This is a genomic window from Rathayibacter sp. AY1F9 (genome assembly GCF_002932155.1).
Taxonomy (GTDB): domain Bacteria; phylum Actinomycetota; class Actinomycetes; order Actinomycetales; family Microbacteriaceae; genus Rathayibacter.
Genome location: NZ_PSVA01000016.1, coordinates 23,212 through 48,340 on the forward strand (window position 1 = coordinate 23,212; position 25,129 = coordinate 48,340).

The window sequence follows — 25,129 nt, forward strand, 5'->3', positions numbered from 1 at the left end:
AGGAGGCGCCGGCCGTTCTCCACGAAAGGCATCACGTGACGACAGCCACGACGGCTGCGGCGACGGCGCCCACCCGGCGACCGCGCGGCTCCGGGGGCGGACTCGGGCGCTACCTGCTCGTCCGCTTCCTGCTCATCATCCCCACCGTCTTCATCCTCGTGACGCTGGTGTTCCTCCTCATGCGCTCCACGGGCGACCCGATCACGGCGGCCCTCGGCGGCCGCCTGACCGCCGACCAGCTCGCCGAGCGTGTGGCCGCCGCCGGCTACGACCGGCCGCTGATCGTGCAGTACCTCGAGTACCTCGGCAAGCTGCTGACCGGCGACTTCGGCACCACTCTGAGCGACAACCGCCCCGTGACCGAGGTGCTCCTCACCTACGGCGCCGCGACGGTCGAGCTCGCCTTCTACGCCCTGATCGTGGCGTTCCTGGTCGGCATCCCGCTCGGGATGCTCGCCGCCTACCACCGCGACCGCACCCCCGACGCGGTGCTGCGCATCTTCGCGATCCTCTGCTACGCGACTCCGGTGTTCTTCGCGGGCCTGCTGCTGAAGCTGGTGTTCTCCGTCTGGCTGAAGTGGTTCCCCGTCGCCGGGCGCGCCTCGACGAGCACCGAGCTCTCGCTCCAGTTCCTCGAGAACAAGACCGGCATCTACCTGATCGACGCGATCCAGACCGGCGACCCGGCCGCGATCTCGGACGTGCTCTCGCACGCGGTGCTCCCCGCCGTCGCACTGGGGCTGCTCACCGCGGGCATCTTCCTGCGCCTGGTGCGCACCAACGTGATCGGCACGCTCGGCACCGACTACGTGGACGCGGCGCGCTCGCGCGGCGTCAGCGAGTTCCGGCTCGTCCGCACCCACGCCTACCGGCCGGCGCTCATCCCGATCATCACTGTGATCGGCCTGCAGATCGCCCTGCTGCTCGGCGGCGCCGTCCTCACCGAGACCACCTTCGAGTGGAAGGGCCTCGGCTTCCAGCTCGCCGAGTACCTCCAGGCCCGCGACTTCGTGGCCGTGCAGGGCATCGTCGCCCTGCTCGCCGTCATCGTGGCGCTGACCAACTTCATCGTCGACGTCATCGCGGCGCTCATCGACCCGCGAGTGAGGTACTGAGCATGAGCACCACCTCCCCGGCGCGTCCGCGCCGTCGTCTCGTCGACCGTCTGCCGGTCGTCCACCAGCTCCGGCAGAGCGTCGGCCTCCAGCGGGGGATGCTCGTCACCGGCCTGATCATCACCGGCGCGTTCCTGCTGGTGGCCCTGTTCGCGCCCCTCATCGCGCCCTACGGCTACTCGCAGCTGCGCTCGGGCGGCGAGTCGTTCGGCGCGCAGGAGCCGCCGAGCGCGGAGCACCTGCTCGGCACCACCGTCGGCGGCTACGACGTCCTCTCGCGAGTGATCTGGGGAGCGCAGACCGCGTTCCTCGTGATCGTCGTCGCCGTGGTCCTGTCGATCTTCCTCGGCGTCTTCCTCGGCCTCGTCTCCGGCTACCTCGGCGGCTGGCTCGACCGCGTGCTCGTCGTGATCTGCGACGCGATCTACGCGTTCCCGACCCTGCTGCTGGCGATCGTGATGTCGATCGTCATCTCCGGCGGGCAGTCGAACCTCTGGGCCGGCATCTTCGCCGCGGCGGTCTCGATCACCGTGGTCTACATCCCGCAGTACTTCCGCGTGATCCGGGCCGAGACCGTGCGGATCAAGGGCGACGCCTTCGTCGAGTCGGCGAAGGTCATCGGAGCGTCGACGCCCCGGATCATGTTCCGCCACGTCCTGCGGAACGCGACGCGCACGCTGCCGCTGATCTTCACACTGAACTCCTCCGAGGCGATCCTGACCCTCGCCGGCCTGGGCTTCCTCGGCTTCGGCATCGAGCCGACGTCGGCCGCTGAGTGGGGCTACGACCTCAACAAGGCGCTGTCGGACGTCACGAGCGGCATCTGGTGGACCTCGGTCTTCCCGGGCCTGGCGATCGTGCTCGTGGTGCTGGGCATCACCCTCGTGGGCGAGAGCCTGAACGACCTCGCCGACCCGCGCCTGCGCGGTCGGCGCGCGGTGGCCGCCGGTGCCGGCGACGTCGCCGCGACGTCCGTCGTGCCGGGCGGCGTCCTCGCCGCCGACGGCCTGGAGACGCCGGGGCACGACCCCGTCGCCGGAGTGGAGGAGACGCGATGAGCGACCAGCGCATCGTCCGGGACGCCTCAGCGCGTCCGATCGTGGACATCACCGACCTCGAGGTCGCCTTCGCGAGCGACCGCGGCGCCGTCCGCGCCGTCGCCGGGGTGAGCCTGCGCGTCGAGCGCGGCGAGGTCCTGGCGATCGTCGGCGAGTCCGGCAGCGGCAAGACCGTGACCGCGAAGACCATCCTCGGCCTCCTGCCCGAGACGGCCACCGCCTCCGGAGTGGTCCTGCTCTCGAAGAAGGACGGCAGCGCGGCGACCGACGTCGTCTCCGTGCCGAAGGCCCGCCTCCGGGAGCTGCGCGGCACCGACGTCGCCATGGTCTTCCAGGAGCCGGGCACCGCACTCAACCCGGTCTTCACGGTGGGCTGGCAGATCGCGGAGGGACTGCGCGCCCACGGCTCCGTCTCGAAGAAGGAGGCGCGCAAGCGCGCGATCGACGTCCTCCGCACCGTCGGCATCCCGGAGCCGGAGAAGCGGGTCGACTACTACCCGCACCAGTTCTCGGGCGGCCAGAAGCAGCGCGTCGTCATCGCGATGGCCCTGGTCCTGGATCCCGGCCTGATCGTCGCGGACGAGCCGACCACCGCGCTCGACGTGACCGTGCAGGCCGAGATCCTCGACCTGCTCCGCCGGTGCCGCGACGAGTTCGGCACCTCGATCGTGCTGATCACCCACAACATGGGCGTCGTCGCCGATCTGGCCGACCGCGTCGCCGTGATGTACCAGGGCGAGCTGGTCGAGGAGGCGACGGTCTCCGAGCTGTTCTCGGCGCCGAAGGCCGAGTACACGAGGAAGCTCCTCGCCGCCGTCCCGCACGTGGGCCAGGGCGTCGAGCGCGCCCGCGTCCGCGCCGTCGAGCGCGCCGAGGCCCCCGAGGCCGAGACGCTCGTCGCCGCCGAGGGCCTGCGGATCCAGTACCCCGGCCGGCTCGGCCGTCCCGGCTTCGTCGCGGTCGACGGCGTCTCGCTGCGCATCCGCGCGGGCGAGGTGCTCGGCCTCGTCGGCGAGAGCGGCTCGGGCAAGACCACCATCGGGCGTGCCATCGCGGGCCTGACGCCGGTGACCGGCGGGTCGCTGAAGGTCCTCGGCAAGGAGATGCGCGGCATCCGCGAGCGCGCCTTCCGGCCGGTCCGCGGCGACATCGGCTTCGTGTTCCAGGACCCGGCGTCGAGCTTCAACCCGCTGCTCACCATCGCGGAGTGCGTGGCCGAGCCGCTGATCGTGCACGGACGGGCCGGCGACGCCGCCGGGGCGCGCTCGCGCGTCGACGAGCTCCTGGAGGCGGTGCAGCTGCCCCGCTCCTACGGCGACCGCTACCCGCACGAGCTCTCCGGCGGCCAGCGCCAGCGCGCCAGCCTCGCCCGGGCCCTGGCCCTCGAGCCGAAGCTGCTGATCGCCGACGAGCCCACCTCGGCGCTCGACGTGTCGGTGCAGGCCCGCGTGCTCGAGCTGTTCGCCGAGCTGCAGCGCGAGTTCGGCTTCGCCTCCCTGTTCATCAGCCACGACCTCGCCGTGGTCGACCTGCTCGCCGACCGCATCGCGGTGCTCTACCGCGGCGAGCTGGTCGAGGAGGGGACGGGGGCCGAGGTGCTCGCCGCGCCGAAGCACCCCTACACGCAGCGCCTGCTCGCCTCTCTGCCCGTGCCCGACCCGGTCGAGCAGGCCTCGAGGCGCGAGCTCCTGCGCAGCATCGTCGAGGCGGAGCGCCGGGCGTGAGCCGGACCGCCGAGGATCAGGCCCCCATCGTCGTCGACGACCTCAGCGTCGAGTACCCGCCGCGCGGCATCAGCCGCCGGTGGACGGCGCTGCGGGGAGTGAGCCTCCGCGTGGAGCCGGGGGAGGTGCTCGGGATCCTCGGCGGCAGCGGCTCGGGCAAGTCCACGCTCGCGCGCGTGCTCGGCGGCGACGGCCTGGGGCACGACGGAGGCCGCACGCGCCCGGTGATCATCGGAGGGGACGCGACGGTCGCGGGGCACCGCCTCCGCTCGCTCCCCGCCCGCGAGCTCAAGCGCTTCACCGTCGACGTCGCGCATCTCGCGCAGGACGCCGGAGCGGCCCTCCGCCCCGAGCTGACCGTCTCGGAGCTGATCGCCGAGCCGATCTTCCTCCGCGACCGCCACTACGACCCGAAGGCCGCGGCGGTGCGGGTGGCGACGCTGCTCGACTCCGTGCACCTGCCGCTGTTCCTGCTCGACCGCTACCCCTACGAGCTCTCCAGCGGCCAGCGCCAGCGCGTGGCCGTGGCCCGCTCGCTCGTGCTCGGGCCGAAGGTGCTGATCGCCGACGAGCCGACCTCGGGCATCGACGCGACGGTGCGCGAGTCGATCGTCGACCTCCTCGCCGACCTGCGGCGCCGGGAGGGATTCGCGGCCGTCGTGGTCAGCCACGACATCGACGTGCTGAGCCGGGCGACCGACCGGATCGCCGTGCTCGTCGGCGGCGAGGTCGTCGCGTACGGGCCGCTGCTGGACGTGCTGATCGAGGCCCGGCACCCCTACGTGCGCGAGCTCGGAGCGGCCTTCGCCGAGTACGAGCGCTTCGACGCCTCCCGAGCGCAGCGCGTCGAGGCGGCCGACCAGTGACCGTCCCGCGCGTCGCGGTGCTCCCGCGGCCGAAGCCGGTGTTCGCCGAGGCGGTCGAGTCGGGCGGGGGAGTGGTCGTCGGACTCGACGGGAGTCCGGACGCGCTGCTCTGGCTGTCCTACGGCCGCACGGACGAGCTGGCCGCTGTGCTGGAGGAGCACCCGTCGATCCGCTGGGTGCAGCTGCCCTGGGCCGGCGTCGACGTCTTCGCGCCCGTGCTCGCCGCGTCTCGCGCGGACGTGGTCTGGACCAGCGCCAAGGGCGCCTACGCGGAGCCGGTGGCGGAGCACGCGCTCGCGCTGGTGCTCGCCCTCCTGCGCTCGCTGCCGGAGCGGGCGCGCGCCGCGTCGTGGGGGCCGAAGAAGGCGGTCACGCTGCACCGCGCCTCCGTGGTGATCGTCGGAGCAGGAGGGATCGCTCGCGAGCTCCTGCGGCTGCTCGCCGTCTTCGACTGCCGGGTGACGATCGTCCGCCGCGGAGACGAGCCGGTGGAGGGCGCGGCCCGCACCCTGCCGGCGTCGCGGCTCGCCGAGGCCGCGGCGGACGCCGACGTGCTGGTCCTTGCCGCCGCCGCCACCGCGGGCACGGAGCGGATGGTCGACGCGGGTCTGCTCGCGCGGCTCCCCGCCCACGCCGTGCTCGTCAACGTCGCCCGGGGGAGCCTCGTCGACACGGACGCGCTCGTCGCGGCCCTCGCCGAAGGCCGTCTCGCGGGCGCCGCGCTCGACGTGACGGACCCCGAGCCGCTGCCGGACGGGCATCCGCTCTGGAGCGAGCCCCGGTGCCTGATCACGCCCCACAGCGCGGACACCCCCGAGATCACCGCGCCGCTCCTGGCCGAGCGCGTGCGCGCCAACGTGGCCGCCTGTGCCGCCGGCGGGCCGTTCGTCGGCCGCGTCGACCCGGGCTCCGGCTACTGAGTGCGCGCCCGATTTTGCGTTCGCGGAGAGTTTGCTAAAGTAGTACCGCGCTGATCGCCTCCGGGCGGTCGGATGATCCTCGATAGCTCAATTGGCAGAGCAATCGGCTGTTAACCGGTAGGTTCTTGGTTCGAGTCCAAGTCGGGGAGCGAAGGGTCCGGGACTCCACTCTCGGGCCCTTTTTTCGTGCCCGCGAGCGGTCGCCCTCGAGGGCCCACCCGCTCGGACCGACGATCGGAGGGGCGATGCGCGAGGACGTGCTCGCTCTCCTGCGCCGCCGCCCCGACGTCGAGGCGCCGGATCTCGTCGCCGTCGACGCCAGTGACCGTCTGCTGCTCGACCTCGCCGCCGATCGCGGCCGCCTCGCCGTGATCGGGGACGCCTACGGGGCACTGAGCCTCGGCCTCGCCGCCGACGGCCGTGCCGTGCGCGTCGTGCAGGACTCGATCACCGCCGAGCGCGCTCTCGCGCAGAACCTCGAGACGGTGCGGGGGTCGGGCGTCGATCTCGCGCCGATCGAGATCGTCGACTCCGTCGCGGAGGCCGTCCGCGACGCCGACGCGGTGCTCCTGCGCCTGCCGCGCTCGCTCGACGCGCTGGCCGCCGTCGCGGCCGGGACCGCACTCGCGAACCCGGCGGCGACCCTGATCGGCGCCGGCCGCATCAAGCACATGACCCGCACGATGAACGACGTGCTCGCCGTGCGCTACGAGCGGATCGACGTCTCCCTCGCCCGGCAGAAGTCGCGCGCCCTGCTCGCGAGCGGCGCGCTCCCCGACCAGCCGCCCGCGCCAGGGCCCGAGCGGCGCCGTCTGGACGAGCTCGACCTCGAGGTCGTCGCACTGCCGGGAGCCTTCGCAGGTGCACGACTGGACCTCGGCACCCGCGCCCTCCTCGCCGCCCTCGATCTCGACTCCCTCCCCGCGGGCACCGCACTCGACCTCGGCTGCGGAACCGGCGTGCTCGCCGCCGTGGTGGCCCGGGCCCGCCCCGACCTCGCCGTGACCGCGACGGACACCTCGCGTGCCGCGGTCGAGTCCGCCCGGGCGACCGCGGCGGCCAATGGGCTGGCCGTCCGCGTCCTCCGCGACGACAACGCCTCGACTCTGGAGGCGTCCTCCGTCGACGTCGTGCTCTGCAATCCGCCGTTCCACTCCGACGGAGCCGTCACCGACCTCGTCGCCCGGCGCATGCTGCGCGCGGCCGGCCGCGTGCTGCGCCCCGGAGGCGTGCTGTGGACGGTCTTCAACTCCCACCTCGCGCATCCGGCCGAGCTGCGCCGCGCGGTCGGGCCGACCACGGTGGTGGCGCGCGACCGCCGCTTCACCGTCACCCGCTCCGTGCGCTCCGACGGCTGAGTACGGCTCCGCAACCCCCTCCGCGGCCTCAGGTCCGCTGTCCGCGGCGCGGGTACGATCTCTCTCCGGCGCTCCTGTGCCGAACCCGTCCCGTCCCCCCGGAGGCCGTCGTGCTCGAAGTCGTCCTCGTCCTCGCCCTGATCGCCCTGGTCGCGGTCGTCGTGCTGTGGCGCCGCGCCGTCGGCGCCGAGCGCCGTGCCGCCGAGAGCCGTGCGGAGGAGGCGGCGCGCGTCGTCCGCCTCGAGCTGGCGGTCGGCGAGCAGGAGGCGAGGCTCCGCATCGTCGGCGAGCTCGAGCAGCTCGCGGTCCGCAGCGCCGCGCACGTCGTCGAGGAGGCCGAGAGCGTCCGTCTCACGATCGACCGCGACCCCGCCGCAGCCGCGCGGTCGGCGCAGCGTGCCGTGCGGGCGGCCGAGGCCTCGCTGGCGCAGCTGCGCCGCATCGCGACCGTCGCCTCCGTCGATCCGGGGGAGCTGCCGCGCACCGGCGGCTCCGTCCCCCTGATCGAGGGCGCCCGCGAGCGAGGCCTGAGCGTCCGCGAGGAGTCGTTCGGCGAGCCGTTCCCGCTGCAGGACGGCGCCGAGGTGGCCGTGCTCCGGGTGCTCGAGTACGCCTTCGACTCGGCGCTGGAGACCGGCGGCGCGGGGACCGAGGTCCGCATCAGCTCCCGATGGACGACCACCGGCCTCCGGGTGGAGGTCGACGACGACCGCGAGCAGCACGGCGCTGCGGAGCAGGACGCCAGCGCTCTCGAGGCGGATCTGCGCTCGCTCACCGAGCGCATCGACAGCCCCGCGCTCGCCGAGCTGCGCGAGCGGGCCGCCCTCTTCGGCGGTGACGTGACCGAGAAGCGGACGCCCGGCGTCGGCCGGAGCGTCACCGCCTCGTTCCCCGCGATCCGCCACCACAACGGCGTGCACGGGGTCGACCTGGCCTGAGTCAGTCCTCGAGGTGCTCCACGCCGGGCAGCCACGAGACGCCGGGGCCGCCCCAGCCGCGCTTCCGGGTGATCTTCGCGACCGGCTTGTGGTAGTCGTGCTCGAGGCGGTCGATGTAGAGCACGCCGTCGAGGTGGTCGAACTCGTGCTGGAACACGCGGGCGAACCAGCCGTCCGCGACGATCTCGAACGGCTCCTGCTCGAGGTCGACCGCGCGGAGGATCGCGCGCTCGGAGCGGCGGAGCGGGAAGCGCTCGCCGGGGAAGGAGAGGCACCCCTCCGACTCCGTGTCCTCGTCCGCCTCGCCGAGCGGGGTCGGCGTGACGAACAGCTCAGGGTTGATCGCGACGCCGCGGCGGGGGGTGCCGTCGTCGTCGGCGTAGTCGTAGACGAACAGGCGCAGCGGGACGCCGACCTGCGGGCCGGCGAGGCCGACTCCGGGGGCGGTGTCCATCGTCTCGAACATGTCGGCGACGAGGGTGCGCAGCGCATCGTCGAACTCGGTGACGGGGGCGGCGGGGGAGTGCAGGACGGGGTCGCCGGCGATGCGGATGGGGAGGACGGCCATGGTGGACAGGGTACCGCGGGGCCGCCGACCGGGTCCGCGAGGATCATCCGCTGGGCTCAGCCCCTCACCCGTGCGTCGGAGGACTCCCGGAGGCGTTCTGGGTAGGGTCGACCCATGCCCGCCGATCTCGCCGAACTCCTCAACGACCCGGCGAAGTTCATCGGCATCCCGATCGCTCTCGTGGGCGCGGTGTTCCTCTCCCTCGGCGCGCAGTTCCAGCACCGGGGAGTGGCGAAGGTGGAGCGGTTCTCGAAGCGCTCCGGCTCCTCCGGGCTCAGCGGCGGACAGCTGGTCGCGCTGCTCTCGCGCCCCTCGTGGGTGATCGGCACCCTGCTCCTGGGTCTCGCGATCGTCTTCCAGCTGACGAGCCTCGGCTTCTCCCCGCTCATCGTGGTGCAGCCGCTCGGAGCGGTGGCGCTCGTGATCACCGCGGTCGTCAACGCGCGGGTCAGCCGGGTGCGCCTGAACGCGGCGTCGATCCGGGCGATCGTGCTCTGCGTCGGAGGCGTCGGCACGTTCGTCCTCGTAGCGGCGTTCAACGCGGTCGACAAGTCCATCCAGACGCCCGAGCTCATCACGATCCTCGTGATCCTCGCCGTGGTGCTCACGGTCTTCGTCGTCGCCTTCCGCGTCTTCCGCCGCGGAGCGAAGGCGATCTTCTACATCGTGGGCGCCGGAGTGGTCTACGGCTTCGTCGCGACTCTCGCGAAGGTCGTGCTCAACCGCATCAAGTACGGCGAGTTCGACCCGCTGACGGTGGTCTGCATCGTGGCGCTCCTGGCCGCGACCGCGCTCGGCGGGTACTTCGTTCAGAACGCCTACTCCTCCGGCCCGCCGGACCTCGTCGTGGCGGGCCTCACCGTCATCGACCCGCTGGTCGCCGTCGCGATCGGCATCGTCGTGCTCGGAGAGGCGCAGTACGCGGCCCCGTGGGCGATCCCGCTCTTCATCGCGGCCGGTGCCGTCGCCATCTACGGCGTCTTCCTCCTCGCCAAGCACCACCCGCAGGCGCGCTGACGGCGCGGGATCCCGAGTGGTGAGGACTCCTCTGCCTACAATGGGTCCGCGCCGAGAGCCACGAAACCGACCGACCTCCGCCGATCGCTCCCTTCTCTCCCCGAGCGGCACGACACCGATAGGACCTCCCGTGTCAGATCCCCGCGACGCGTCCCGACCGGGATCGCCCGACTCCCGACCGCTGACGGTCGTGATCGGCTGCGACACCTTCGCTCCCGACGTGAACGGAGCCGCGAAGTTCGCCGAGCGCCTCGCCGCCGGTCTCGCGCAGCGCGGCCACGAGGTCCACGTCGTCGCCCCCTCGGCCGACGGCTGGAGCGGCACCCGGGTCGAGACGCACGAGGGCCAGCGGATCATCGTGCACCGGCTCTACAGCTGGCGCTGGTACCCGCACGACTGGCTGCGCTTCGCGATGCCGTGGCGCATCCGGCAGAACAGCGCGCGCATCCTCGACGAGGTGAAGCCCGACGTCGTGCACTTCCAGTCGCACATCATCGTCGGCCGCGGCCTCGGGATCGAGGCGGCCAAGCGCGGCATCCGCATCGTCGGCACGAACCACTTCATGCCCGAGAACATGCTCGAGTTCACCCTCCTGCCGAAGGCCGTGCAGGCCAAGGCCGTGGCAATGGCGTGGCGGGCCGCGCGCCGCACCTTCGGCCGGGCGGAGGCGGTCACCACGCCGACCCGCAAGGCCGCGCAGTTCCTCGAGAAGTACACGGGCCTCCGGGGCGTCCACGCCATCTCCTGCGGCATCGACGCCGACAACTACACGCCCGACTTCTCGGCCCGCGCCGGCGACTCGATCCTCTTCGTCGGCCGCGTGACCGGCGAGAAGCACATCGACGTCCTGCTCCGCGCCGTCGCCCTGCTCGATCCGGCGCTCGACGCGAAGCTCGAGATCGTCGGCGGCGGCGACCAGATGCGCAACCTCCAGCAGCTCGCCGCGACCCTCGGCATCGCCGACCGCGTGCGCTTCACCGGCTACGTCTCGGACGCCGAGCTCAAGGAGGCGTACACGCGCGCCACCGTGTTCGCCATGCCGTCCATCGCCGAGCTGCAGAGCATCGCGACGATGGAGGCGATGGCCTCGGCCCTCCCCGTCGTCGCCGCCGACGCGATGGCCCTCCCGCACCTCGTCCACGACGGCGAGAACGGCTACCTCTTCGCGCCGGGCAGCGCCGAGGCCCTCGCCGACCGCCTCACCGCCGTGCTCACGGCCGACCAGGAGGACCTCGAGGCGATGAAGCGCGCCTCCCTCCAAATCGTCGCCGCGCACGACATCAACCGCACGATCAGCACCTTCGAGAGCCTGTATCGTGGGGAGCCGGTGGCCGATCCGGCCTCCGACGCAGCGTCCGCACCCGCCGCCACCTGACGGCCGCTCGGACGGCCGCCGCGGGGCGTTAGCTCAGCCGGTCAGAGCAGCGGACTCATAATCCGTCGGTCACGGGTTCAAGTCCCGTACGCCCTACTCCGCTCCACCCGCGGTGGTTCCTCCTCTCCAGCGCCGGGTCGGGCCTCCACCTGATGTCGTTCTCGTCGGAGCGGACGGTCCGGCCCCGTCAGGCCGACGGGCCGTGCCTCAGGACGGCGCCGACGCGGTCCTCGCCGGCACGCCGACCGCGGACGAGTCGGATGCGACGTCGCGGACAACGACGGCGCCGGCTCCGACCCGCACACGGTCGCCGACGGTCACGTCCCCGACGATCGTCGCGCGGGCGCCGATGTAGACGTCGTCGCCGATGACGGGCGTCCGACCCTTCGACTCGCCTATGGTGACGCCGTGGTAGATGAACGCGTTCCTCCCGATGACCGTGCGCGGGTGCAGGATCACGCCGCGGCCCCAGTGGGGGAGCCGCAGGCCGGGCCCGACCTGAGCGGCCGGCGGCAGCTCGGCTCCGACGATCATGCGGGTCCAGACGAGATCGACCAGGCGGTAGACGAGGTGGAGGGGGAGCCGGGTCCTCCGAGAGCTCGAGTACTGCCCGAGTCGGAGGACGAGGACGGTGAGCCGGTCGGAGGCGTGGCCCTTGGCGGCCAGGTCCGCGCGGACGACGGCGCGGAGGTCAGCGAGATCCATGCTCCCAGTCTGAGTGGGCGCCTCGCGGGTGGGTCCGGGCCGTCGGAGATCGTCCGGGGCGTGGCGAGCATCCGCGAGCGGACGACACGGTGGCGCGATGCGCTAGCACGTCCCGACGCGCCGCGCCCGTACTGGCCGCTCCCCGCTCGACGTGATTGCCTGATCCTGTGCCTGATCTTCCGATGTTCCCGCTCGGCTCCGTGCTCCTGCCGCACATGCCGCTCCCGCTCCGGCTGTTCGAGCCGCGGTACCTGCGGATGCTCGGCGACGTCCTCGAGGACGAGACCCTCGCGTTCGGCGTCGTGCTCATCGAGCGCGGCCAGGAGGTGGGCGGCGGCGACCAGCGGTTCGCGGTCGGCGCCCGCGCGCGCATCCTGAACATCGACGGGGCGGAGTCGTTCGTCACGCTCGACTCCGTGGGCGAGGAGCGCTTCGAGGTCGTCCGCTGGTACGAGGACGACCCGTACCCGCGCGCCGAGGTCCGCCTGCTGCCCGATCTGGAGTGGGACGAGAAGCACGCCCCCGCGCTGGCTGCGGCGGAGTCGGCGGTCCGCACGGCACTGGCGGTCGCGAGCGAGTTCGTCGAGCAGCGCTACGGCGCGGTCGTCGAGCTCGCCGAGGATCCGGCCGCGCACGCTTGGCAGCTCGCCGGCGTCGCACCGGTCACCGAGCTCGACCGCCTCGCGTTCCTCCGCAGCTCCACCATGGAGGAGCTGCTGGAGTCGGTCCGGGAGCGCTCCGCCGAGGCGACCGAGTCGTTCCGCGCCGGCTGGGCCTGAGCCCCGTCCCGGCGTCCCACGACGAGCCCGTCAGTCCTCGAGGCTGACGCCGCGCTCCTCCGCCAGCTTGACCAGGTCGTCGACGACCACGAGCGCCATCCGCACCGAGCGGTCGCGGCGGTACTCCTCGTCGTCCGGGTCGATCCGCGAGGTGCGGTCGAGGGTCTCCTCGATCGACTGCGCGAGCTCGCGCCACGCGTCCTGGCGGGCGTCGTCGACGAGCGTCGCGAGGTACTCCTCGTCCTGCGCCCGCCTGTGGAGGGAGTCGGCGACCAGGAGCGAGAGCCGCTCGCGGTGGTCGAGGTTGTCGACGTCGGCCGAGCGGTAGTCGTGCACGTGGTCGGAGCGGCCGCCCACCGAGGTCACGTCGGCGGCGATGCCGCGCAGGCGCTCGGCGGCTGCCTCGGACTCGCGCGCCAGCTTCTCGAGCTCCTCCGCGGCGACGACGGAGTAGCGGCCCGAGTCGAAGGGGACGTCAGCACCGAGGCCGTCCATCAGCACACGGTTCTTCACGGCCATCCGGCTCGCGTACTGCGCGAGCATCAGGCCCTCCTCGGCGGCCTCCTCGACGGAGGCGGGCTCGCGCGACGGGTTCTCATCGGGGTCGTACGGCTCCATCTTGAACCTGCGTCGACGCCGGAACCACACGTGCGTCACCTACATCCCGGAGCAGGCGCCCCGCCCGCCGGAGCACCTCTTCGAGAGTACCCGGCGGGCGGGCGCCGTGGTCGGCGGCTCAGGCCTCGCGCCAGTCGTCCTGCCGGAGGTGGGAGCCGGCCTGCGGCCCCATCTGCAGCATCCCGCCGTCCACGACGTACGAGGATCCGGTGATGTAGGAGGCGGCGGGAGAGGCCAGGAAGGCGACCACCGCCGCGATCTCGCGGGCGTCGCCGGGGCGGCCGAGGGGGATGCCGGGGCGGTCGATCGTGACGGGGTCCACATCCTCGGCGTCGTTCATCGGCGTCGCGATCTCCCCGGGGGCGACGGCGTTGACGGTGATGCCGAGGGAGCCGAGCTCGAGTGCGGCCACCTTCAGCAGGCCGCCCAGCCCGTGCTTGGCAGCGGTGTAGGCGACGGAGCCGACCCGCGGCTGGTGCTCGTGGACACTGGTGACCGCGATGATCCTGCCGCCCGTGCCCTGGGCCGCCATGCGCCGCGCGGCGCGCTGGAGGCAGACGAACGCTCCGTCGAGGTTCAGGGCGACGGTCGAGCGCCAGCTGTCGAGGCTCTGCTCGAGGAAGGGCTCGCCTCCGCCTCCGCCCGCATTGCTGACGGCGACGTCGAGCCCGCCCAGTCGATCCGCGAGGTCGTCGATCACGTCGCCCGCGCCCTCCAGATCCGTCGTGTCGAGGCGCGCGATCTCGGCGCGCCGGCCGAGGGAGCGCACCTCCTCCGCCGTGCCCTGCGCGCCCTCCTCGTCGCTGTGCCAGGTGATGCCGACGTCCATGCCCGCCTCGGCCAGTGCCACCGCGGTCGCCCGGCCGATGCCGGAGTCAGAAGCGGTCACCAGTGCACGGGTGGGCCGGAAGTCTCGAGGTCCCTGGGTCATGTCGTCTCCTGTCTCGATCGGGCCGCCGATCCGGCGGACACGGGTCGATCCCATCAGGGGATCCGACGCGCTCGGGAGCCGGTTGACAGGTCCGGGCTCGCGCGAGACGCGTGGCGGTGTCCCCGCTGAGCGCCCCGATCGCGTTGACTGGGCGGATGGATCACCGGCGCATCTCGGTCGTCGTCCCCGTGAAGGACGACGCCCGCCACCTCGAGCAGCTGCTCGAGCTCCTCCGCGAGCAGACGCTCGCTCCGTTCGAGATCGTCGTCGTCGACGACGGGAGCACCGACGACAGCGCCGCCGTCGCGCGAGCGGCGGGCGCGCGGGTGGTGCGGCACGACGGAGCCGGGATCCCGGCGAGCACGGCGCACGGCTTCGACGAGGCGCACGGCGACGTCCTCGCACGGCTCGACGCCGACTCCCGCCCGGGACCCGACTGGCTGGCGCGCCTGGCCGGCCACTTCGCCGATCCCGAGGTCGGAGCGGTGACCGGTCCCGGACGCTTCGACGAGCTCGGCCCGATCGCCCGGGTGATCGCGCGGGTCGCCTACATGGACGCCTACTTCGTGCTGATGGGGTCGGCGCTGGCCAACTGGCCGCTCTTCGGCTCCAACTGCGCCGTCCGCCGGTCGGCGTGGGAGGAGATCGCGGAGGAGATGCACCGGCACGACGCCTACGTGCACGACGACGTCGAGATCAGCGTGCACCTGGGACTCCGACACCGGATCGTGCTCGACCGCCACCTCGAGGTCGGCATCTCGGCCCGCCCCTTCGGCGCCTTCGCGGACATGCTCCGCCGGTTCGACCGCGCTCTCCACACGCTGGCGCGGCACCCCGGGATGGGGTCGTCCCTGCAGCGCTGGACGCACCGGGTGCGCCGCACCCACCGCGACCGACTGCGAGCGACGGCCGCGGCGCGCCGCTCCGGCTGACGACGAGAACCGACGGCGCCGCCTGAAGGCTAGGGCTGGGCCGCGTCCGGCCGGGCCGCGTCGGGCTCGGCCTCCGCCGCCCGATCCTCTCCGGGCGCGGTGCGCCCCTCCTTCGGCATCGCCCAGACCGCGGCGAGCATGCCCACGGCGAGGACCGTGAGCGCGATGCAGACGAAGCGGGTGCCCTCGGCGAGGTCCGCCGGTGCGGGGACGCCGCCGCCCGCCTTCGCGTTCACGATCGCGCCGAACACGGCCACGGCGACGGCGCTGCCGATGTTGCGGGCGAAGAAGTTGGTCGAGGAGACCACTCCGCGCTCGTTCCAGTCGACGCTCGACTGCGCCCGGATCAGCGTCGGAGTCGCCACGAGCCCCATGCCGGCGCCGATCAGCACGCAGAAGCCGGCGATCTCCCACAGCGTCGAGGAGGCGCCGAGCAGGATGGTCAGCGCCGTGCCGATCACGACGAGCCCCGCTCCGAGGAAGCCCGTGTTGCGGAAGCCGATGCGCAGGTAGAGCCGGCCCGACAGGCTCGCCGCGACCGGCCAGCCGAGCGTCATCGCCGCGACGGCGAAGCCCGCGCCGAGGGCGGAGCTGCCGAGCACGCCCTGCGCGAAGGTCGGGAAGTACGAGGTGACGCCGAGCGTGATCGCGCCGACGGTCACCGAGACCAGGCTGGTCGAGATCAGCACGCGCCGCGTGAGGACCCAGAGGGGGAGCACCGGGGCGGCAGCTCGCCGCTCGATCGCGACGAAGCCGGCGAACGCGAGGGCCGAGACGACGAACACGCCGACTCCGGCGGGGGAGAGCCACGGCCAGGCGCTGCCGCCCTCGAGCAGCCCGAGGATGAGCAGCGCGGTGCCCACGGCGAGCACGGAGGCGCCCGCCACGTCGATCCGCTGCTTCTCGCCCCGCGTGGTCTCGCGGAAGCTGCGGATCAGGAGGAACGCCGCCAGGAGGCACAGGGGGATGTTGACGAGGAAGATGCCGCGCCAGGCGCCCAGGTCCGAGAGCACGCCGCCGAGGGTCGGCCCGACGACAGAGGAGATGCCCCAGACGCTCGCGAGGTAGCCCTGGGTCTTCGCACGCTCGGCGACCGTGTAGATGTCGCCGGCGATGGTGATGCCCATCGGCTGGATCGCTCCGGCCCCCAGGCCCTGCAGGGCTCGGAACGCGATCAGCGCGGGCATGCTCCAGGCGAGGCCGCACAGGAGCGAGCCGACCAGGAACAGGGCGATGCCGATCAGCATGATGGGCTTGCGCCCGATCACGTCGGCGAGCTTGCCGTAGAGGGGGACCGAGACCGCCTGGGCCAGCAGGTAGATCGAGAACAGCCAGGGGAACTGCTCGAAGCCCCCCAGGTCGGCGACGATGGACGGCACGGCCGTCGAGAGGATCGTGGCGTCGAGGGCGACCAGAGCGGTCGAGATCATCAGGGACAGCAGGATCGGGCCGCGCTCCGAGCGCAGTCCGACACTCGCGCGGGTGGGGGCGTCGGTCACTCTGCCCAGGCTATTCCATAGCCGGGGGATGGAAGCGGGGCGGAGAGGATCCGCTCCGGGGCTCGGTAGACTGGCGGCATGGAACTCGTTCTCTGGCTCGTCGTGTCCGCCATCGCCGGTGTCGGCCTCGTCTCCGGAATCGCGGCTCTCATCGCCATGACGCGGGCGCCCTGGTCGGCCGACAAGTAGCCGCCCGGCCGGCCTCGCGCCGGCACTACTCGTAGATCCGCACCACGCTCCACTGCGGCTCCGTCGACGCGACCACGTCGAGCACGAACGCTCCGCCGGTCGCGAGGTCCGTCGCCTGGAAGCGCCAGCCGCCGATGCTCACCGGTGTGCGCCCGAACGTCGGCGGGAACCCCTCGAGGGGCGCCCACCACTCGCTCGTGCAGGTCCACACCGTCGGCCGGTCGGTCACCCGGTAGCTCCCGCCCCGCCACTCGAGCGCGATCGGCACTCCCTCGCCGTCGGTCGAGACCAGCGCCGTCTCGTCGGTCACCGCCATCGTCGTGCTCCCGTTCACTCGCCGGACCCGGTTGGCCGTTCGAACATGTGTTCGATAGTCTGCGAGTGTACGCCGCGGCGCTCGTGCTCGCCACGGCCGCGGATCGACCGGTGGGAGGCGCGATGATCGAGTGGAGTCCGCTCCAGATGCTGCGCAGCAGCGGGCAGGACGAGTGGGTGATGGTCGACGCCCTGCGCACCGGCCGGATCGGCCTGGTGCGCCGCATCGAGACCGGCCCGTACCGCGAGACCTGGTTCCGCGCGGTGACCTGGGCGGCCGAGCCGGAGAGGCGGACGCTCGTGGGCTACTCCCGCTCGATGGACACCATCGCGGCCGCCCTGTGGGCCCATCAGCCGCCGACGGCGCAGGAGAAGCCCTTCCCCGGCTACCCGCCCTCGCGGCCGTCGGCGTGACTCCTTCAGCGAGAGGGGGCCCTGCCGTCCCCACGACGGCGGCCTCCGTGTCCGCCACGGGGGAGAATGGCCCGATGCTCCTCGCACTCGTCGGCGGCCCCACGGGGGCGTGGCGGGCGGTCGACCCCGTCGGCGGCGCCGAGGCCGGGAGCGGCAGGGGGCCGGCCGAGCTGGCGGCGTTCGTCCGGGAGCGGGAGCCGGAGCGCCCGCGCTGGGTCTGGGACGACACCGCGCGCTGGTACCCCGCACTGCTGTCGGCCGGGGTGGTCGTCGCCCGGTGCCACGACCTCCGGCTGGCCCGCGCGATCCTCCGCCGCTCGGTCTCCGCCGCCTCATCGGCTCTCGCGCGCTCGCCCCTCGACCCGTGGGACGCGGGAGCCGCGGCCCCCGCCGCGCAGGACACGCTGATCGGGTTCGAGGAGGCGGCGGGCGGCTCCGACGAGCTCGACCCCGTCCTCGAGCTGGCCCTGCAGGAGGAGGCGCTCTCCGGCGCCGCCGAGGCCGGCCGGCTCCGCCTGCTGCTCGCCGCCGAATCCGTCGGCGCCCTGATCGCTCGCGAGATCGCCCACGCGGGGCTGCCGTGGCGCGCCGATGTGCACGACCGGGTGCTCACCGGGATGCTCGGCCCCCGCCCGCTCTTCGGCGGCCGCCCGGCCCTGCTGGAGGCGCTGGCCGTCCGTCTGCGCGACGAGCTCGGCGCGCCCGAGCTCAATCCCGACTCGCCGGCCGAGCTCCTCAAGGCGCTGCGGCGCGCGGGGCTGCCGGTCGAGTCGACGCGCTCCTGGGAGCTGCAGTCCCTCGAGCATCCCGCGGTGCCGCCCCTCCTGGAGTACAAGAAGCTCTCCCGGCTGCTCACCGCCAACGGCTGGGCATGGCTCGACGCGTGGGTGCGCGACGGACGGTTCCGGCCGGAGTACGTGGTGGGCGGCGTCGTCACCGGCCGCTGGGCGACCTCGGGCGGAGGGGCGCTGCAGCTGCCGCGGCAGATCCGCGCCGCGGTCACCGCGGATCCGGGCTGGAGCCTCGTGGTCGCGGATGCCGCGCAGCTCGAGCCGCGCATCCTCGCCGCGCTCTCGGGCGACTCGGCCATGGCCGCCGCCGGGCGGGGCCGCGACCTCTACCAGGGCATCGTCGACGCCGGCGTGGTCCCCGACCGGCCGAGGGCGAAGGTCGCGATGCTGGGGGCGATGTACGGGGCGACGAGCGGCGAGGCCGGGCGGCTGCTCCCGAGGCTCGCCCGTGCCTACCCGCGCTCGGTCGCGCACGTCGAGGCGGCGGCTCGGGCGGGCGAGCGCGGCGTGAGCGTCTCGACGTGGCTCGGGCGCAGCTCGCCTCCCGGACCCGAGGGGCTCTCGGCGGATGCGGCGCGAGCGCGCGAATGGGGACGCTTCACCCGCAACTTCGTGGTGCAGGGGACCGCGGCCGAGTGGGCGCTCTGCTGGATGGGCGAGCTGCGGGCGCGACTGCGCGCCGAGGGCGGCGCGGTCGGCCGGGCGCACCTCGTCTACTTCCTGCACGACGAGGTGATCGTGCACGCTCCCGCCGACGTCGGCGAGCGGGTCGCCGCGATCGTCCGCGAGGCGGCGGTGCGCGCCGGACGCTCGCTCTTCGGAGAGGGCGAGGTCGACTTCCCGGTCACCGTCGCCGTCGTCGACTCCTACGACCAGGCGAAGTGAGACGCGGGATCAGTACCAGTGCGGCGAGCGGTTGTTCCAGCTCGACCACGCGTTGCAGGGCGAGCCGTAGGCGCTCTTGATGTACGAGAGACCCCAGTCGACCTGCGTCGCCGCGTTCGTCTGGTAGTCGGCTCCCGAGTTGGCCATCTTGCTCGCCGGGAGGGCCTGCGGGATGCCGTAGGCGCCGGAGGAGCGGTTCAGCGCGTTCCAGCGCCACCCCGACTCGCCGTTCCACAGCGGGATGAGGCACCGGTCGACCTGGTCGGCGCCCCAGCCGAAGCGGCCGACAGCGGTGCGGGCGTAGGCCTGGGCCTGCGCGGGGGAGAGGCCGTCCGTGCGTCCGGCGTAGGTGCCGAGGGCGGCGATGGTCTTGGCGGAGCTGTTGCGCGCGCCGGTCGGGTCGTCGTCGCCGAGCTCGACCGGGCCGCCTCCTCCGCCGCCTCCGCCTCCGCTGTTGGAGGGCGCTGCCGGAGCAGCGGCCGCGGCGGGAGCCGACGCGGCGCGCTGGCGGGCGGCCTCGGCCTCGGCGGCGAGGCGGGAGAGGCGCTGCTGCTCCTCGAACGCCGACTTCGCGTCCTGGCCGTCGGCGTACTCCCGCTCGATCTCGGCGGTGGTGTTCTTGAGCGAGGCGAGCTGGGTGTAGAGCTCCTGGCTGTACTTCTCCTGGTCGGCGACCTTGGCGTCGGCCTCGGCCTGAGCGGAGCGGGCGACCGAGAGCGCGTCGGCCGCGGCGGTGGCGAGGGAGACGCGCTCGCCCCGGGCCTGCTCGGCCTGAGCGGCGAGGGAGACGGCCTGGTTCTCGGTCGACTGCGCCGCGGTCTGGAGCCGGCTGGTCTGCTGGGTGAGCTGCGTCATGGTGCCGAGGCGGTAGAGCAGCTCGCTCGACTCGTCGCCGCCGATGAGGAGGTTGAGCGTCGCATCGGTCCCGCCGTTGCGGTAGAGCTGCGCGGCGAGACGGCCGGCCTGCTCCTTCGCGGCGTCGGCGTCCGAGCGGGCGGCGGAGGCGCGCTCCTCCAGGGCGCTCACGCGCTGGGTCGCCTCGTCGAGAGCGCTCTGCGCGGCGTCCGCCTCGGCGGCCCGGCTGATGGCGGCGTCGGTGAGGGCGGCGGCCTGGTCGCGCAGGTCGGCGAGGAAGGCGGTGATGCGGTCGACCTCGGCGGCGGTGGCGCTCTCGCTCGACTTCGCGGCCTCGACATCGGACCACGAGGGGTAGTCGGACGGGTCGTAGGCGGCGGACGCGGAGAGCGGGGCGGCGAGGGCGGCGCACAGGACGAGGACCGTGCCCGCTCCGGCGGCGACGAGGCGCCGGCGCGCCCGGGAGGGGACGCGGAGACCGAGGGGGGTGCGGGACATGCGAACCACCCTAGGCGACGGCACCCGCGCCTGTCTCGTCCTAGCTCGAGGCTCGACGGCCCCGGCGGGGACGCTCGAGAGCGTATCCGCGGACGCCCCGTCCCGGTCCGTCGCCCGTGAGCTCGTCGCGGGCCGCCTCGAGGAGGCGCCGCAGGGCCTCCTCCCGCACGCCGGCGGCGATCGCGGCGAGGCGGCGCTGCGGGTGCGCGTCCTCCTCCTCCGCCTGCTCGTCGGCGGTGGCGGGCAGCGAGCTCTCGTACGCGTCGAGGACGGCGGCGAGGTCGGCGCCGGACAGGCTCGAGGCCAGCAGCACCCGGTCGAGGACGTCGTCCCAGTCCTCCTCCGGGGACGCTCCGTCACCCGTCAGCCAGGCGGCCGCCTCCGCGCGGCCCTCGTCGGTGAGCGCGTGCAGGGGGAGGCCGTCGTCGGTGGACCCGGCCGAGACGACGAGGCCCCGCTCGCGCAGGCGCTCGAGCGTCGAGTAGATCTGGCCGACGTTGACCCGGGGCCGGTGCGCGGCACGGTCGAGGAGCTCGGCGTGCAGCTGGAGGCCGTAGGCGGGGCCGAGCGTGAGCAGGGCGAGCAGGCCGTCGCGGACGGACACGGTGCTCCTCCCGGCGGGCGTCTGGCGGTGTGCGGCGTCCGGCGGCGCGGACGACCCGAGTATAGGCAGGAGCCGCCCACGGCCGGTCGAGCAGGCGCGGCGAGCCGCCTTGACGGAGGTCCGCCGCTCCTGCATGATCGGGCATGGTGGCATGTCCACCGTCATAATCGAAGAAGGCGCACCGCAGAGTGTTCCGTGGTCCGGGTCGTTGGGGAAGACGCACCGGGACGAACGGAGGACACCATGGTGGCGCAGCAGACTCGGGGTGTGCTCTTCGTGCACTCCGCCCCCCGCGCGCTCTGCCCCCACCTCGAGTGGGGGACAGGTCGCGCCCTTGGTCGTGCCGTGAACTTCGCCTGGATCGAGCAGCCCGTGCTCCGCAGCACACTGCGCGCCGAGTTCGCCTGGGAGGGCCCGGTCGGAACCGGTGCCGTCATCGCGTCCGCTCTCCGCGGCTGGGCCGACGTCCGTTACGAGGTCACCGAGGAGCCCTCGCCCGGCGTCGACGGAGGCCGCTGGATGCACACGCCCGAGCTCGGCATCTTCTACGCCCAGACCGACAGCGCGGGCAACACCGTCGTGCCCGAGGACCGCATCCGCTCCGCCATGGAGCTCGCCGGCGCCGACCCCATCGAGCTGCACCGCGAGCTGCGCCTCGCCCTCGGCCAGGCCTGGGAGGACGAGCTCGAGCCCTTCCGCTACGGCGGCGACTTCGCCCCCGTCGTCTGGATGCACGGGGTCGGCTGAGTTCGTTCGACGCCGCTCCTCGCGCGGCGTCGCGCAGTCGGCTCGGGGAGGTGGTCGGGTTCCTTGGAGCGGCTTGCGTCCGGCGACGCCGATCCGCTGGCACGCGGATCGGCGGATACGCCTCGCGGGCACCGCTCGCTCCCGCACCCCTGAACCAGGCGGCCAGCGGACCCCCCCCGTTCCGGCAGAGGTCCGCCTCGAAGTCGCGCCGTCGCCTCGCGGTTGCCGCTCGCTGCGCACGTCGACCAGACGGTCGGCGGAGCACCGCGTTCCGGCGGAGGGCGTCGGAAAGCTCGTGGAGCCGCCCGCACCTCTGTTGCGCACGACACCGACGGCTCGAGTAATGGCGAGTCGCACGCTCCCCACGAGCGCAGCCGCCCTGATCCGAGCATCCGACCCGAGTCGCGGCGAAGCCCGCGCTCCCTTCGAGCACAGCTGCTTGAACCGAAGCTTTCTACCCGAGCCGCGGCGAAGCCCGCGCTCCCACCCGGACAGCTTCGTTGATCCGAGCATCCGACCCGAGCCGCGGCGAAGCCCGCGCTCCCCACCAGCACGGCGTGCTCACCAGCCCGCACCAGACGGCGGCGCAGATCTCTCGCGGCACGAGGCGTATCCGGGGATCCGCGTTCCAGCGGATCACCGTCGCCGCACCGCACCGGCCCTCGGGAACCCCGCCCCCCACCCCAGCGGACGCGCCTGCGCCGCGCAAGGAGCGGCGCAGCCCGCTTTCCGCACGGTGGAGCGGGGCTACGCCCCGCTACACCGTCCGGAAAGCGGCAACAGCATTGTGCCCCCCGAACCCGAACGAGTTCGAGATGGCGACCAGCGGTCCGTCGCCGAGGGCCCGGGGGCTGGTGACGACGTCGAGGGGGATCTGGGGGTCCTGCTCGAAGAGGTTGATGGTGGGGGGTGCGGTGCGCTCGTGGAGGGCGAGCACGGTGAAGATGGCCTCGAGCGCGCCGGTGCCGCCGAGGAGGTGGCCGGTGGACGCCTTGGTCGCGGAGACGGCGATGTTCGGGAGGTGGTCGCCGAAGACGCGCAGCAGGGCGCGGTACTCGGCGATGTCGCCGACCGGGGTGCTCGTCGCGTGGGCGTTGACGTGGGTGACGTCGGTGAGCGCGGCTCCGGCCTGCTCGAGGGCGCCGATCATGGCGCGGGCGGCGGCGGAGCCCTCGGGGTCCGGCGCCGTGATGTGGTACGAGTCGCTGGTGACGGCGCCGCCGGCGAGCTCCGCGTAGATGCGGGCTCCGCGGGCGAGGGCGTGCTCCTCGGTCTCGAGGATGAGTGTCGCGGCGCCTTCTCCGAGGACGAAGCCGTCGCGGGAGACGTCGTAGGGGCGCGAGGCGGTCGCCGGGTCGTCGTTGCGGCGCGAGAGGGCCTGCATCGACGCGAAGGCGGCGATCGGGAGCGGGTGGACGACCGACTCCGTGCCGCCGGCGACGACCACGTCGGCGAGGCCGAGCTGCATGTGCTCGTAGGCGTTCGCGAGGGCCTCGGTGCTGGAGGCGCAGGCCGACACGTCGGTGCGGGCGTAGGCGCGGGAGGGGATGGCCATGCTGATGGCGGCGGCGGCCGCGTTGGGCATGAGCATCGGGATGGTCATCGGGAGGACCCGGCGGGGTCCGCGCTCGCGGAGGGTGTCCCACGCGTCGACGAGGGTCCAGAGGCCGCCGATGCCGGTCGAGTAGTCGACGCCCACGCGGAGCGGGTCGACGTCGGTGATGCCGGAGTCGGCCCAGGCCTCGCGGGCCGAGATGAGCGCGAACTGGCTGGAGGGGTCGAGGCGCTTCGCCTCGGGGCGGGAGAGCACCTCCTCCGGGCGGACCTTGGCCTGGGCGGCGAAGGTGACCGGGATGTCGTACTGGGCGACCCAGTCCTGCTCGAGGGAGCGGACGCCTGATTCGCCGGCGAGGAGTGCGTTCCAGGACTCCCGGGCGGTCCCGCCGAGGGGAGTGCTGGCACCGATTCCGGTGACGACGATCTTCTTGGTCATGACGAGCTTCTCTGTTCCGTGTGGGTGGGTGCCGGGCTCACCCCGGCCGACGATCGCCGGCCGGGGTGTCCGCCACGAGGACGGGGTGCGCGGGCGACGACTACTCGGACGCCTTGACGATGAAGCGGACCGCGTCGCCGACCGTCTTGAGGTTCTTGACCTCGTCGTCGGGGATCTTCACGTCGAACTTCTCCTCGGCGTTGACGACGATGGTCATCATCGAGATGGAGTCGATGTCGAGGTCGTCGGTGAACGACTTGTCCATCTCGACGGAGTCGGTGGCGATGCCCGTCTCGTCGTTGACAAGCTCGGCCAGGCCGGCGAGGACTTCTTCGTTGGACAGTGCCATGGTTCTCTCCTTGGGGGTTTTTCGGGTGTTCGTCAGTGACCGTAGGTCAGTTTAGGGGTGGGGTCGCGCCGGTCACGGGAGCACCACGACCTGCGCGCCGAACACCAGTCCGGCGCCGAAGCCGATCTGCAGCGCGAGTCCGCCGTGCAGCTCCGGGTGCTCCTCGAGCAGGCGGTGGGTGGCGAGCGGGATCGACGCGGCGGAGGTGTTGCCGGTGGTCTCGATGTCGCGGCCGATAGCGACGGTCTCGGGGAGCTTCAGCTGCTTCGCGAGCTCGTCGATGATGCGCATGTTCGCCTGGTGGGGGATGAACGCGGCGAGGTCCTCGGGCTGGACGCCCGCCTCCGCGAGCGCCTGCTTGGCGACCTTGGCCATCTCCCAGACCGCCCAGCGGAAGACCGACGGGCCGTCCTGGCGGAGGGTGGGCCATTCGGCGGTGCCGTCGCGGTAGGCCGCGAGCGGGTTGTCCATGCCGACGGTGTCCCACTTGGAGCCGTCGGAACCCCACACGGTCTTCGAGATGCCGGCGGTGTCGCTGGGGCCGACGACCGCGGCGCCCGCGCCGTCGCCCAGGAGGAAGGAGATGCTGCGGTCGGTCGACTTGACCAGCTCGGACAGCTTCTCGGCTCCGACGACGAGCACGTACTCGGCCAGGCCGGAGCGGATGAAGGAGTCGGCCTGGGCGATGCCGTAGGTGTAGCCGGCGCAGGCGGCCGAGATGTCGTACGCCGGGGCGGGGTTCGCGCCGATGCGGTCCGCGAGGAGCGCGGCCAGCGACGGGGTCTGCACAGTGTTGCTGATCGTGGAGACGAGCACGACGCCGATCTGGTCCGGGCGGATGCCCGCCTTCTCGATCGCCTCGAGGGAGGCGGTGGTCGCGAGGTCGACCGCGTGGATGTCGGCGGAGGCGCGGCGGCGCTCGATGATGCCGGTGCGCTGGCGGATCCACTCGTCGGAGGAGTTGATCGGCTCGATCAGGTCGTCGTTCGGGACGACGAGGTCGCCGCGTGCCGCGCCGATGCCGAGGATCCGGGTGTACGCGCTGCCGCTGGACTGGGTGAGGGAAGGGGTCGTCATGGGGTCTCT

At 73.1% G+C, this 25,129-nt stretch carries 25 protein-coding genes and 2 tRNA genes; 16 read left to right on the forward strand and 11 right to left on the reverse strand.

Annotated elements, in window-relative coordinates; all coding sequences use genetic code 11:
- Nucleotides 1–35: 35 nt before the first annotated feature.
- The 8 genes from C5C37_RS11140 to C5C37_RS11175 all read left to right on the forward strand — a co-directional run bounded on the left by C5C37_RS11140 (nt 36) and on the right by C5C37_RS11175 (nt 7,979).
- Nucleotides 36–1,115 (forward strand): ABC transporter permease, encoded by a 1,080-nt coding sequence (locus tag C5C37_RS11140; RefSeq protein ID WP_104223444.1) that lies wholly within the window; start codon nt 36–38, stop codon nt 1,113–1,115.
- A gap of 2 nt (nt 1,116–1,117) precedes the next feature.
- Nucleotides 1,118–2,173, forward strand: coding sequence for an ABC transporter permease (locus C5C37_RS11145; RefSeq protein WP_104226685.1), 1,056 nt, complete (start codon nt 1,118–1,120; stop codon nt 2,171–2,173).
- Nucleotides 2,170–3,897, forward strand: coding sequence for an ABC transporter ATP-binding protein (locus C5C37_RS11150; protein WP_104226684.1), 1,728 nt, complete (start codon nt 2,170–2,172; stop codon nt 3,895–3,897). The genes C5C37_RS11145 and C5C37_RS11150 overlap by 4 nt, the downstream gene beginning before the upstream one ends.
- Nucleotides 3,894–4,763 (forward strand): ATP-binding cassette domain-containing protein, encoded by an 870-nt coding sequence (locus tag C5C37_RS11155; RefSeq protein ID WP_167305248.1) that lies wholly within the window; start codon nt 3,894–3,896, stop codon nt 4,761–4,763. Before C5C37_RS11150 ends, C5C37_RS11155 begins: the two co-directional genes overlap by 4 nt.
- Nucleotides 4,760–5,683, forward strand: a complete 924-nt coding sequence (locus C5C37_RS11160) for an NAD(P)-dependent oxidoreductase (RefSeq protein WP_258064092.1) — start codon at nt 4,760–4,762, stop codon at nt 5,681–5,683. The genes C5C37_RS11155 and C5C37_RS11160 overlap by 4 nt, the downstream gene beginning before the upstream one ends.
- Nucleotides 5,684–5,759: 76 nt before the next feature.
- A tRNA-Asn gene (locus C5C37_RS11165) sits at nt 5,760–5,832 on the forward strand.
- A 96-nt stretch (nt 5,833–5,928) separates the two neighbouring features.
- Nucleotides 5,929–7,041, forward strand: coding sequence for a class I SAM-dependent methyltransferase (locus C5C37_RS11170; RefSeq protein WP_104297521.1), 1,113 nt, complete (start codon nt 5,929–5,931; stop codon nt 7,039–7,041).
- A gap of 110 nt (nt 7,042–7,151) precedes the next feature.
- Nucleotides 7,152–7,979, forward strand: coding sequence for a hypothetical protein (locus C5C37_RS11175; protein ID WP_104223449.1), 828 nt, complete (start codon nt 7,152–7,154; stop codon nt 7,977–7,979).
- Nucleotide 7,980: 1 nt separating this feature from the next.
- On the opposite strand, the gene def is transcribed toward C5C37_RS11175, so the two are convergent.
- Entirely contained in the window at nt 7,981–8,547 is a 567-nt protein-coding gene (gene def / locus C5C37_RS11180; RefSeq protein WP_104223450.1) for a peptide deformylase, read from the reverse strand.
- 114 nt (nt 8,548–8,661) lie between these two features.
- On the opposite strand from def, the gene C5C37_RS11185 reads away from it, so the two are divergent.
- The 3 genes from C5C37_RS11185 (at nt 8,662) to C5C37_RS11195 (ending at nt 11,035) form a co-directional block, all read left to right on the forward strand.
- The gene (locus C5C37_RS11185; RefSeq protein WP_104234188.1) at nt 8,662–9,564 is read left to right on the forward strand and encodes a DMT family transporter; all 903 of its coding nucleotides are present in this window, start codon (nt 8,662–8,664) and stop codon (nt 9,562–9,564) included.
- Nucleotides 9,565–9,694: 130 nt separating this feature from the next.
- Nucleotides 9,695–10,939: a glycosyltransferase gene (locus C5C37_RS11190; protein ID WP_258063521.1), complete on the forward strand. Its 1,245-nt coding sequence runs from the start codon at nt 9,695–9,697 to the stop codon at nt 10,937–10,939.
- Between the two features lie 22 nt (nt 10,940–10,961).
- Nucleotides 10,962–11,035: transfer RNA gene (locus tag C5C37_RS11195), tRNA-Ile, on the forward strand.
- A 111-nt stretch (nt 11,036–11,146) separates the two neighbouring features.
- Here C5C37_RS11195 and C5C37_RS11200 read toward each other — a convergent pair.
- On the reverse strand, nt 11,147–11,644 hold the full coding sequence (locus C5C37_RS11200; protein ID WP_104247517.1) for a DapH/DapD/GlmU-related protein: 498 nt from the start codon (nt 11,642–11,644) through the stop codon (nt 11,147–11,149).
- 167 nt (nt 11,645–11,811) lie between these two features.
- On the opposite strand from C5C37_RS11200, the gene C5C37_RS11205 reads away from it, so the two are divergent.
- Complete coding sequence (locus C5C37_RS11205; RefSeq protein ID WP_244229436.1) at nt 11,812–12,423, forward strand: LON peptidase substrate-binding domain-containing protein; 612 nt, start codon at nt 11,812–11,814, stop codon at nt 12,421–12,423.
- 30 nt (nt 12,424–12,453) lie between these two features.
- Here C5C37_RS11205 and C5C37_RS11210 read toward each other — a convergent pair whose 3' ends face one another.
- A complete protein-coding gene (locus C5C37_RS11210; RefSeq protein WP_104223455.1) occupies nt 12,454–13,041 on the reverse strand; it encodes a hypothetical protein in 588 nt (195 codons plus the stop codon).
- A gap of 118 nt (nt 13,042–13,159) precedes the next feature.
- A complete protein-coding gene (locus C5C37_RS11215) occupies nt 13,160–13,972 on the reverse strand; it encodes an SDR family oxidoreductase (protein ID WP_104226704.1) in 813 nt (270 codons plus the stop codon).
- Nucleotides 13,973–14,127: 155 nt separating this feature from the next.
- Between C5C37_RS11215 and C5C37_RS11220 the strand changes: the two genes are divergently transcribed.
- Nucleotides 14,128–14,904, forward strand: a complete 777-nt coding sequence (locus tag C5C37_RS11220; protein ID WP_104223456.1) for a glycosyltransferase family 2 protein — start codon at nt 14,128–14,130, stop codon at nt 14,902–14,904.
- A gap of 29 nt (nt 14,905–14,933) precedes the next feature.
- Here C5C37_RS11220 and C5C37_RS11225 read toward each other — a convergent pair whose 3' ends face one another.
- Both C5C37_RS11225 and C5C37_RS11230 read right to left on the reverse strand, forming a co-directional pair.
- Nucleotides 14,934–16,334 (reverse strand): MDR family MFS transporter, encoded by a 1,401-nt coding sequence (locus tag C5C37_RS11225; protein ID WP_104263019.1) that lies wholly within the window; start codon nt 16,332–16,334, stop codon nt 14,934–14,936.
- Between the two features lie 283 nt (nt 16,335–16,617).
- On the reverse strand, nt 16,618–16,902 hold the full coding sequence (locus C5C37_RS11230) for a hypothetical protein (protein ID WP_146085219.1): 285 nt from the start codon (nt 16,900–16,902) through the stop codon (nt 16,618–16,620).
- A 128-nt stretch (nt 16,903–17,030) separates the two neighbouring features.
- Here C5C37_RS11230 and C5C37_RS11235 point away from each other — a divergent pair, with 128 nt between their 5' ends.
- Both C5C37_RS11235 and C5C37_RS11240 read left to right on the forward strand, forming a co-directional pair.
- Nucleotides 17,031–17,321, forward strand: a complete 291-nt coding sequence (locus C5C37_RS11235; RefSeq protein ID WP_146082406.1) for a hypothetical protein — start codon at nt 17,031–17,033, stop codon at nt 17,319–17,321.
- Nucleotides 17,322–17,395: 74 nt separating this feature from the next.
- The gene (locus C5C37_RS11240) at nt 17,396–18,997 is read left to right on the forward strand and encodes a bifunctional 3'-5' exonuclease/DNA polymerase (RefSeq protein ID WP_104260983.1); all 1,602 of its coding nucleotides are present in this window, start codon (nt 17,396–17,398) and stop codon (nt 18,995–18,997) included.
- Between the two features lie 9 nt (nt 18,998–19,006).
- Here C5C37_RS11240 and C5C37_RS11245 read toward each other — a convergent pair whose 3' ends face one another.
- The gene (locus tag C5C37_RS11245) at nt 19,007–20,350 is read right to left on the reverse strand and encodes a hypothetical protein (protein ID WP_258063522.1); all 1,344 of its coding nucleotides are present in this window, start codon (nt 20,348–20,350) and stop codon (nt 19,007–19,009) included.
- Nucleotides 20,351–20,390: 40 nt separating this feature from the next.
- Entirely contained in the window at nt 20,391–20,954 is a 564-nt protein-coding gene (locus C5C37_RS11250; protein WP_181074586.1) for a PadR family transcriptional regulator, read from the reverse strand.
- Nucleotides 20,955–21,197: 243 nt separating this feature from the next.
- Here C5C37_RS11250 and C5C37_RS11255 point away from each other — a divergent pair, with 243 nt between their 5' ends.
- Nucleotides 21,198–21,701: a DUF3145 domain-containing protein gene (locus C5C37_RS11255; RefSeq protein WP_104226674.1), complete on the forward strand. Its 504-nt coding sequence runs from the start codon at nt 21,198–21,200 to the stop codon at nt 21,699–21,701.
- Between the two features lie 757 nt (nt 21,702–22,458).
- On the opposite strand, the gene C5C37_RS11260 is transcribed toward C5C37_RS11255, so the two are convergent.
- The 3 genes from C5C37_RS11260 to C5C37_RS11270 all read right to left on the reverse strand — a co-directional run bounded on the left by C5C37_RS11260 (nt 22,459) and on the right by C5C37_RS11270 (nt 25,120).
- The gene (locus tag C5C37_RS11260; protein ID WP_104226673.1) at nt 22,459–23,694 is read right to left on the reverse strand and encodes a beta-ketoacyl synthase; all 1,236 of its coding nucleotides are present in this window, start codon (nt 23,692–23,694) and stop codon (nt 22,459–22,461) included.
- A 100-nt stretch (nt 23,695–23,794) separates the two neighbouring features.
- A complete protein-coding gene (locus tag C5C37_RS11265) occupies nt 23,795–24,043 on the reverse strand; it encodes an acyl carrier protein (RefSeq protein ID WP_104223463.1) in 249 nt (82 codons plus the stop codon).
- Nucleotides 24,044–24,115: 72 nt separating this feature from the next.
- Entirely contained in the window at nt 24,116–25,120 is a 1,005-nt protein-coding gene (locus tag C5C37_RS11270; protein ID WP_104223464.1) for a beta-ketoacyl-ACP synthase III, read from the reverse strand.
- Nucleotides 25,121–25,129 lie beyond the last annotated feature (9 nt).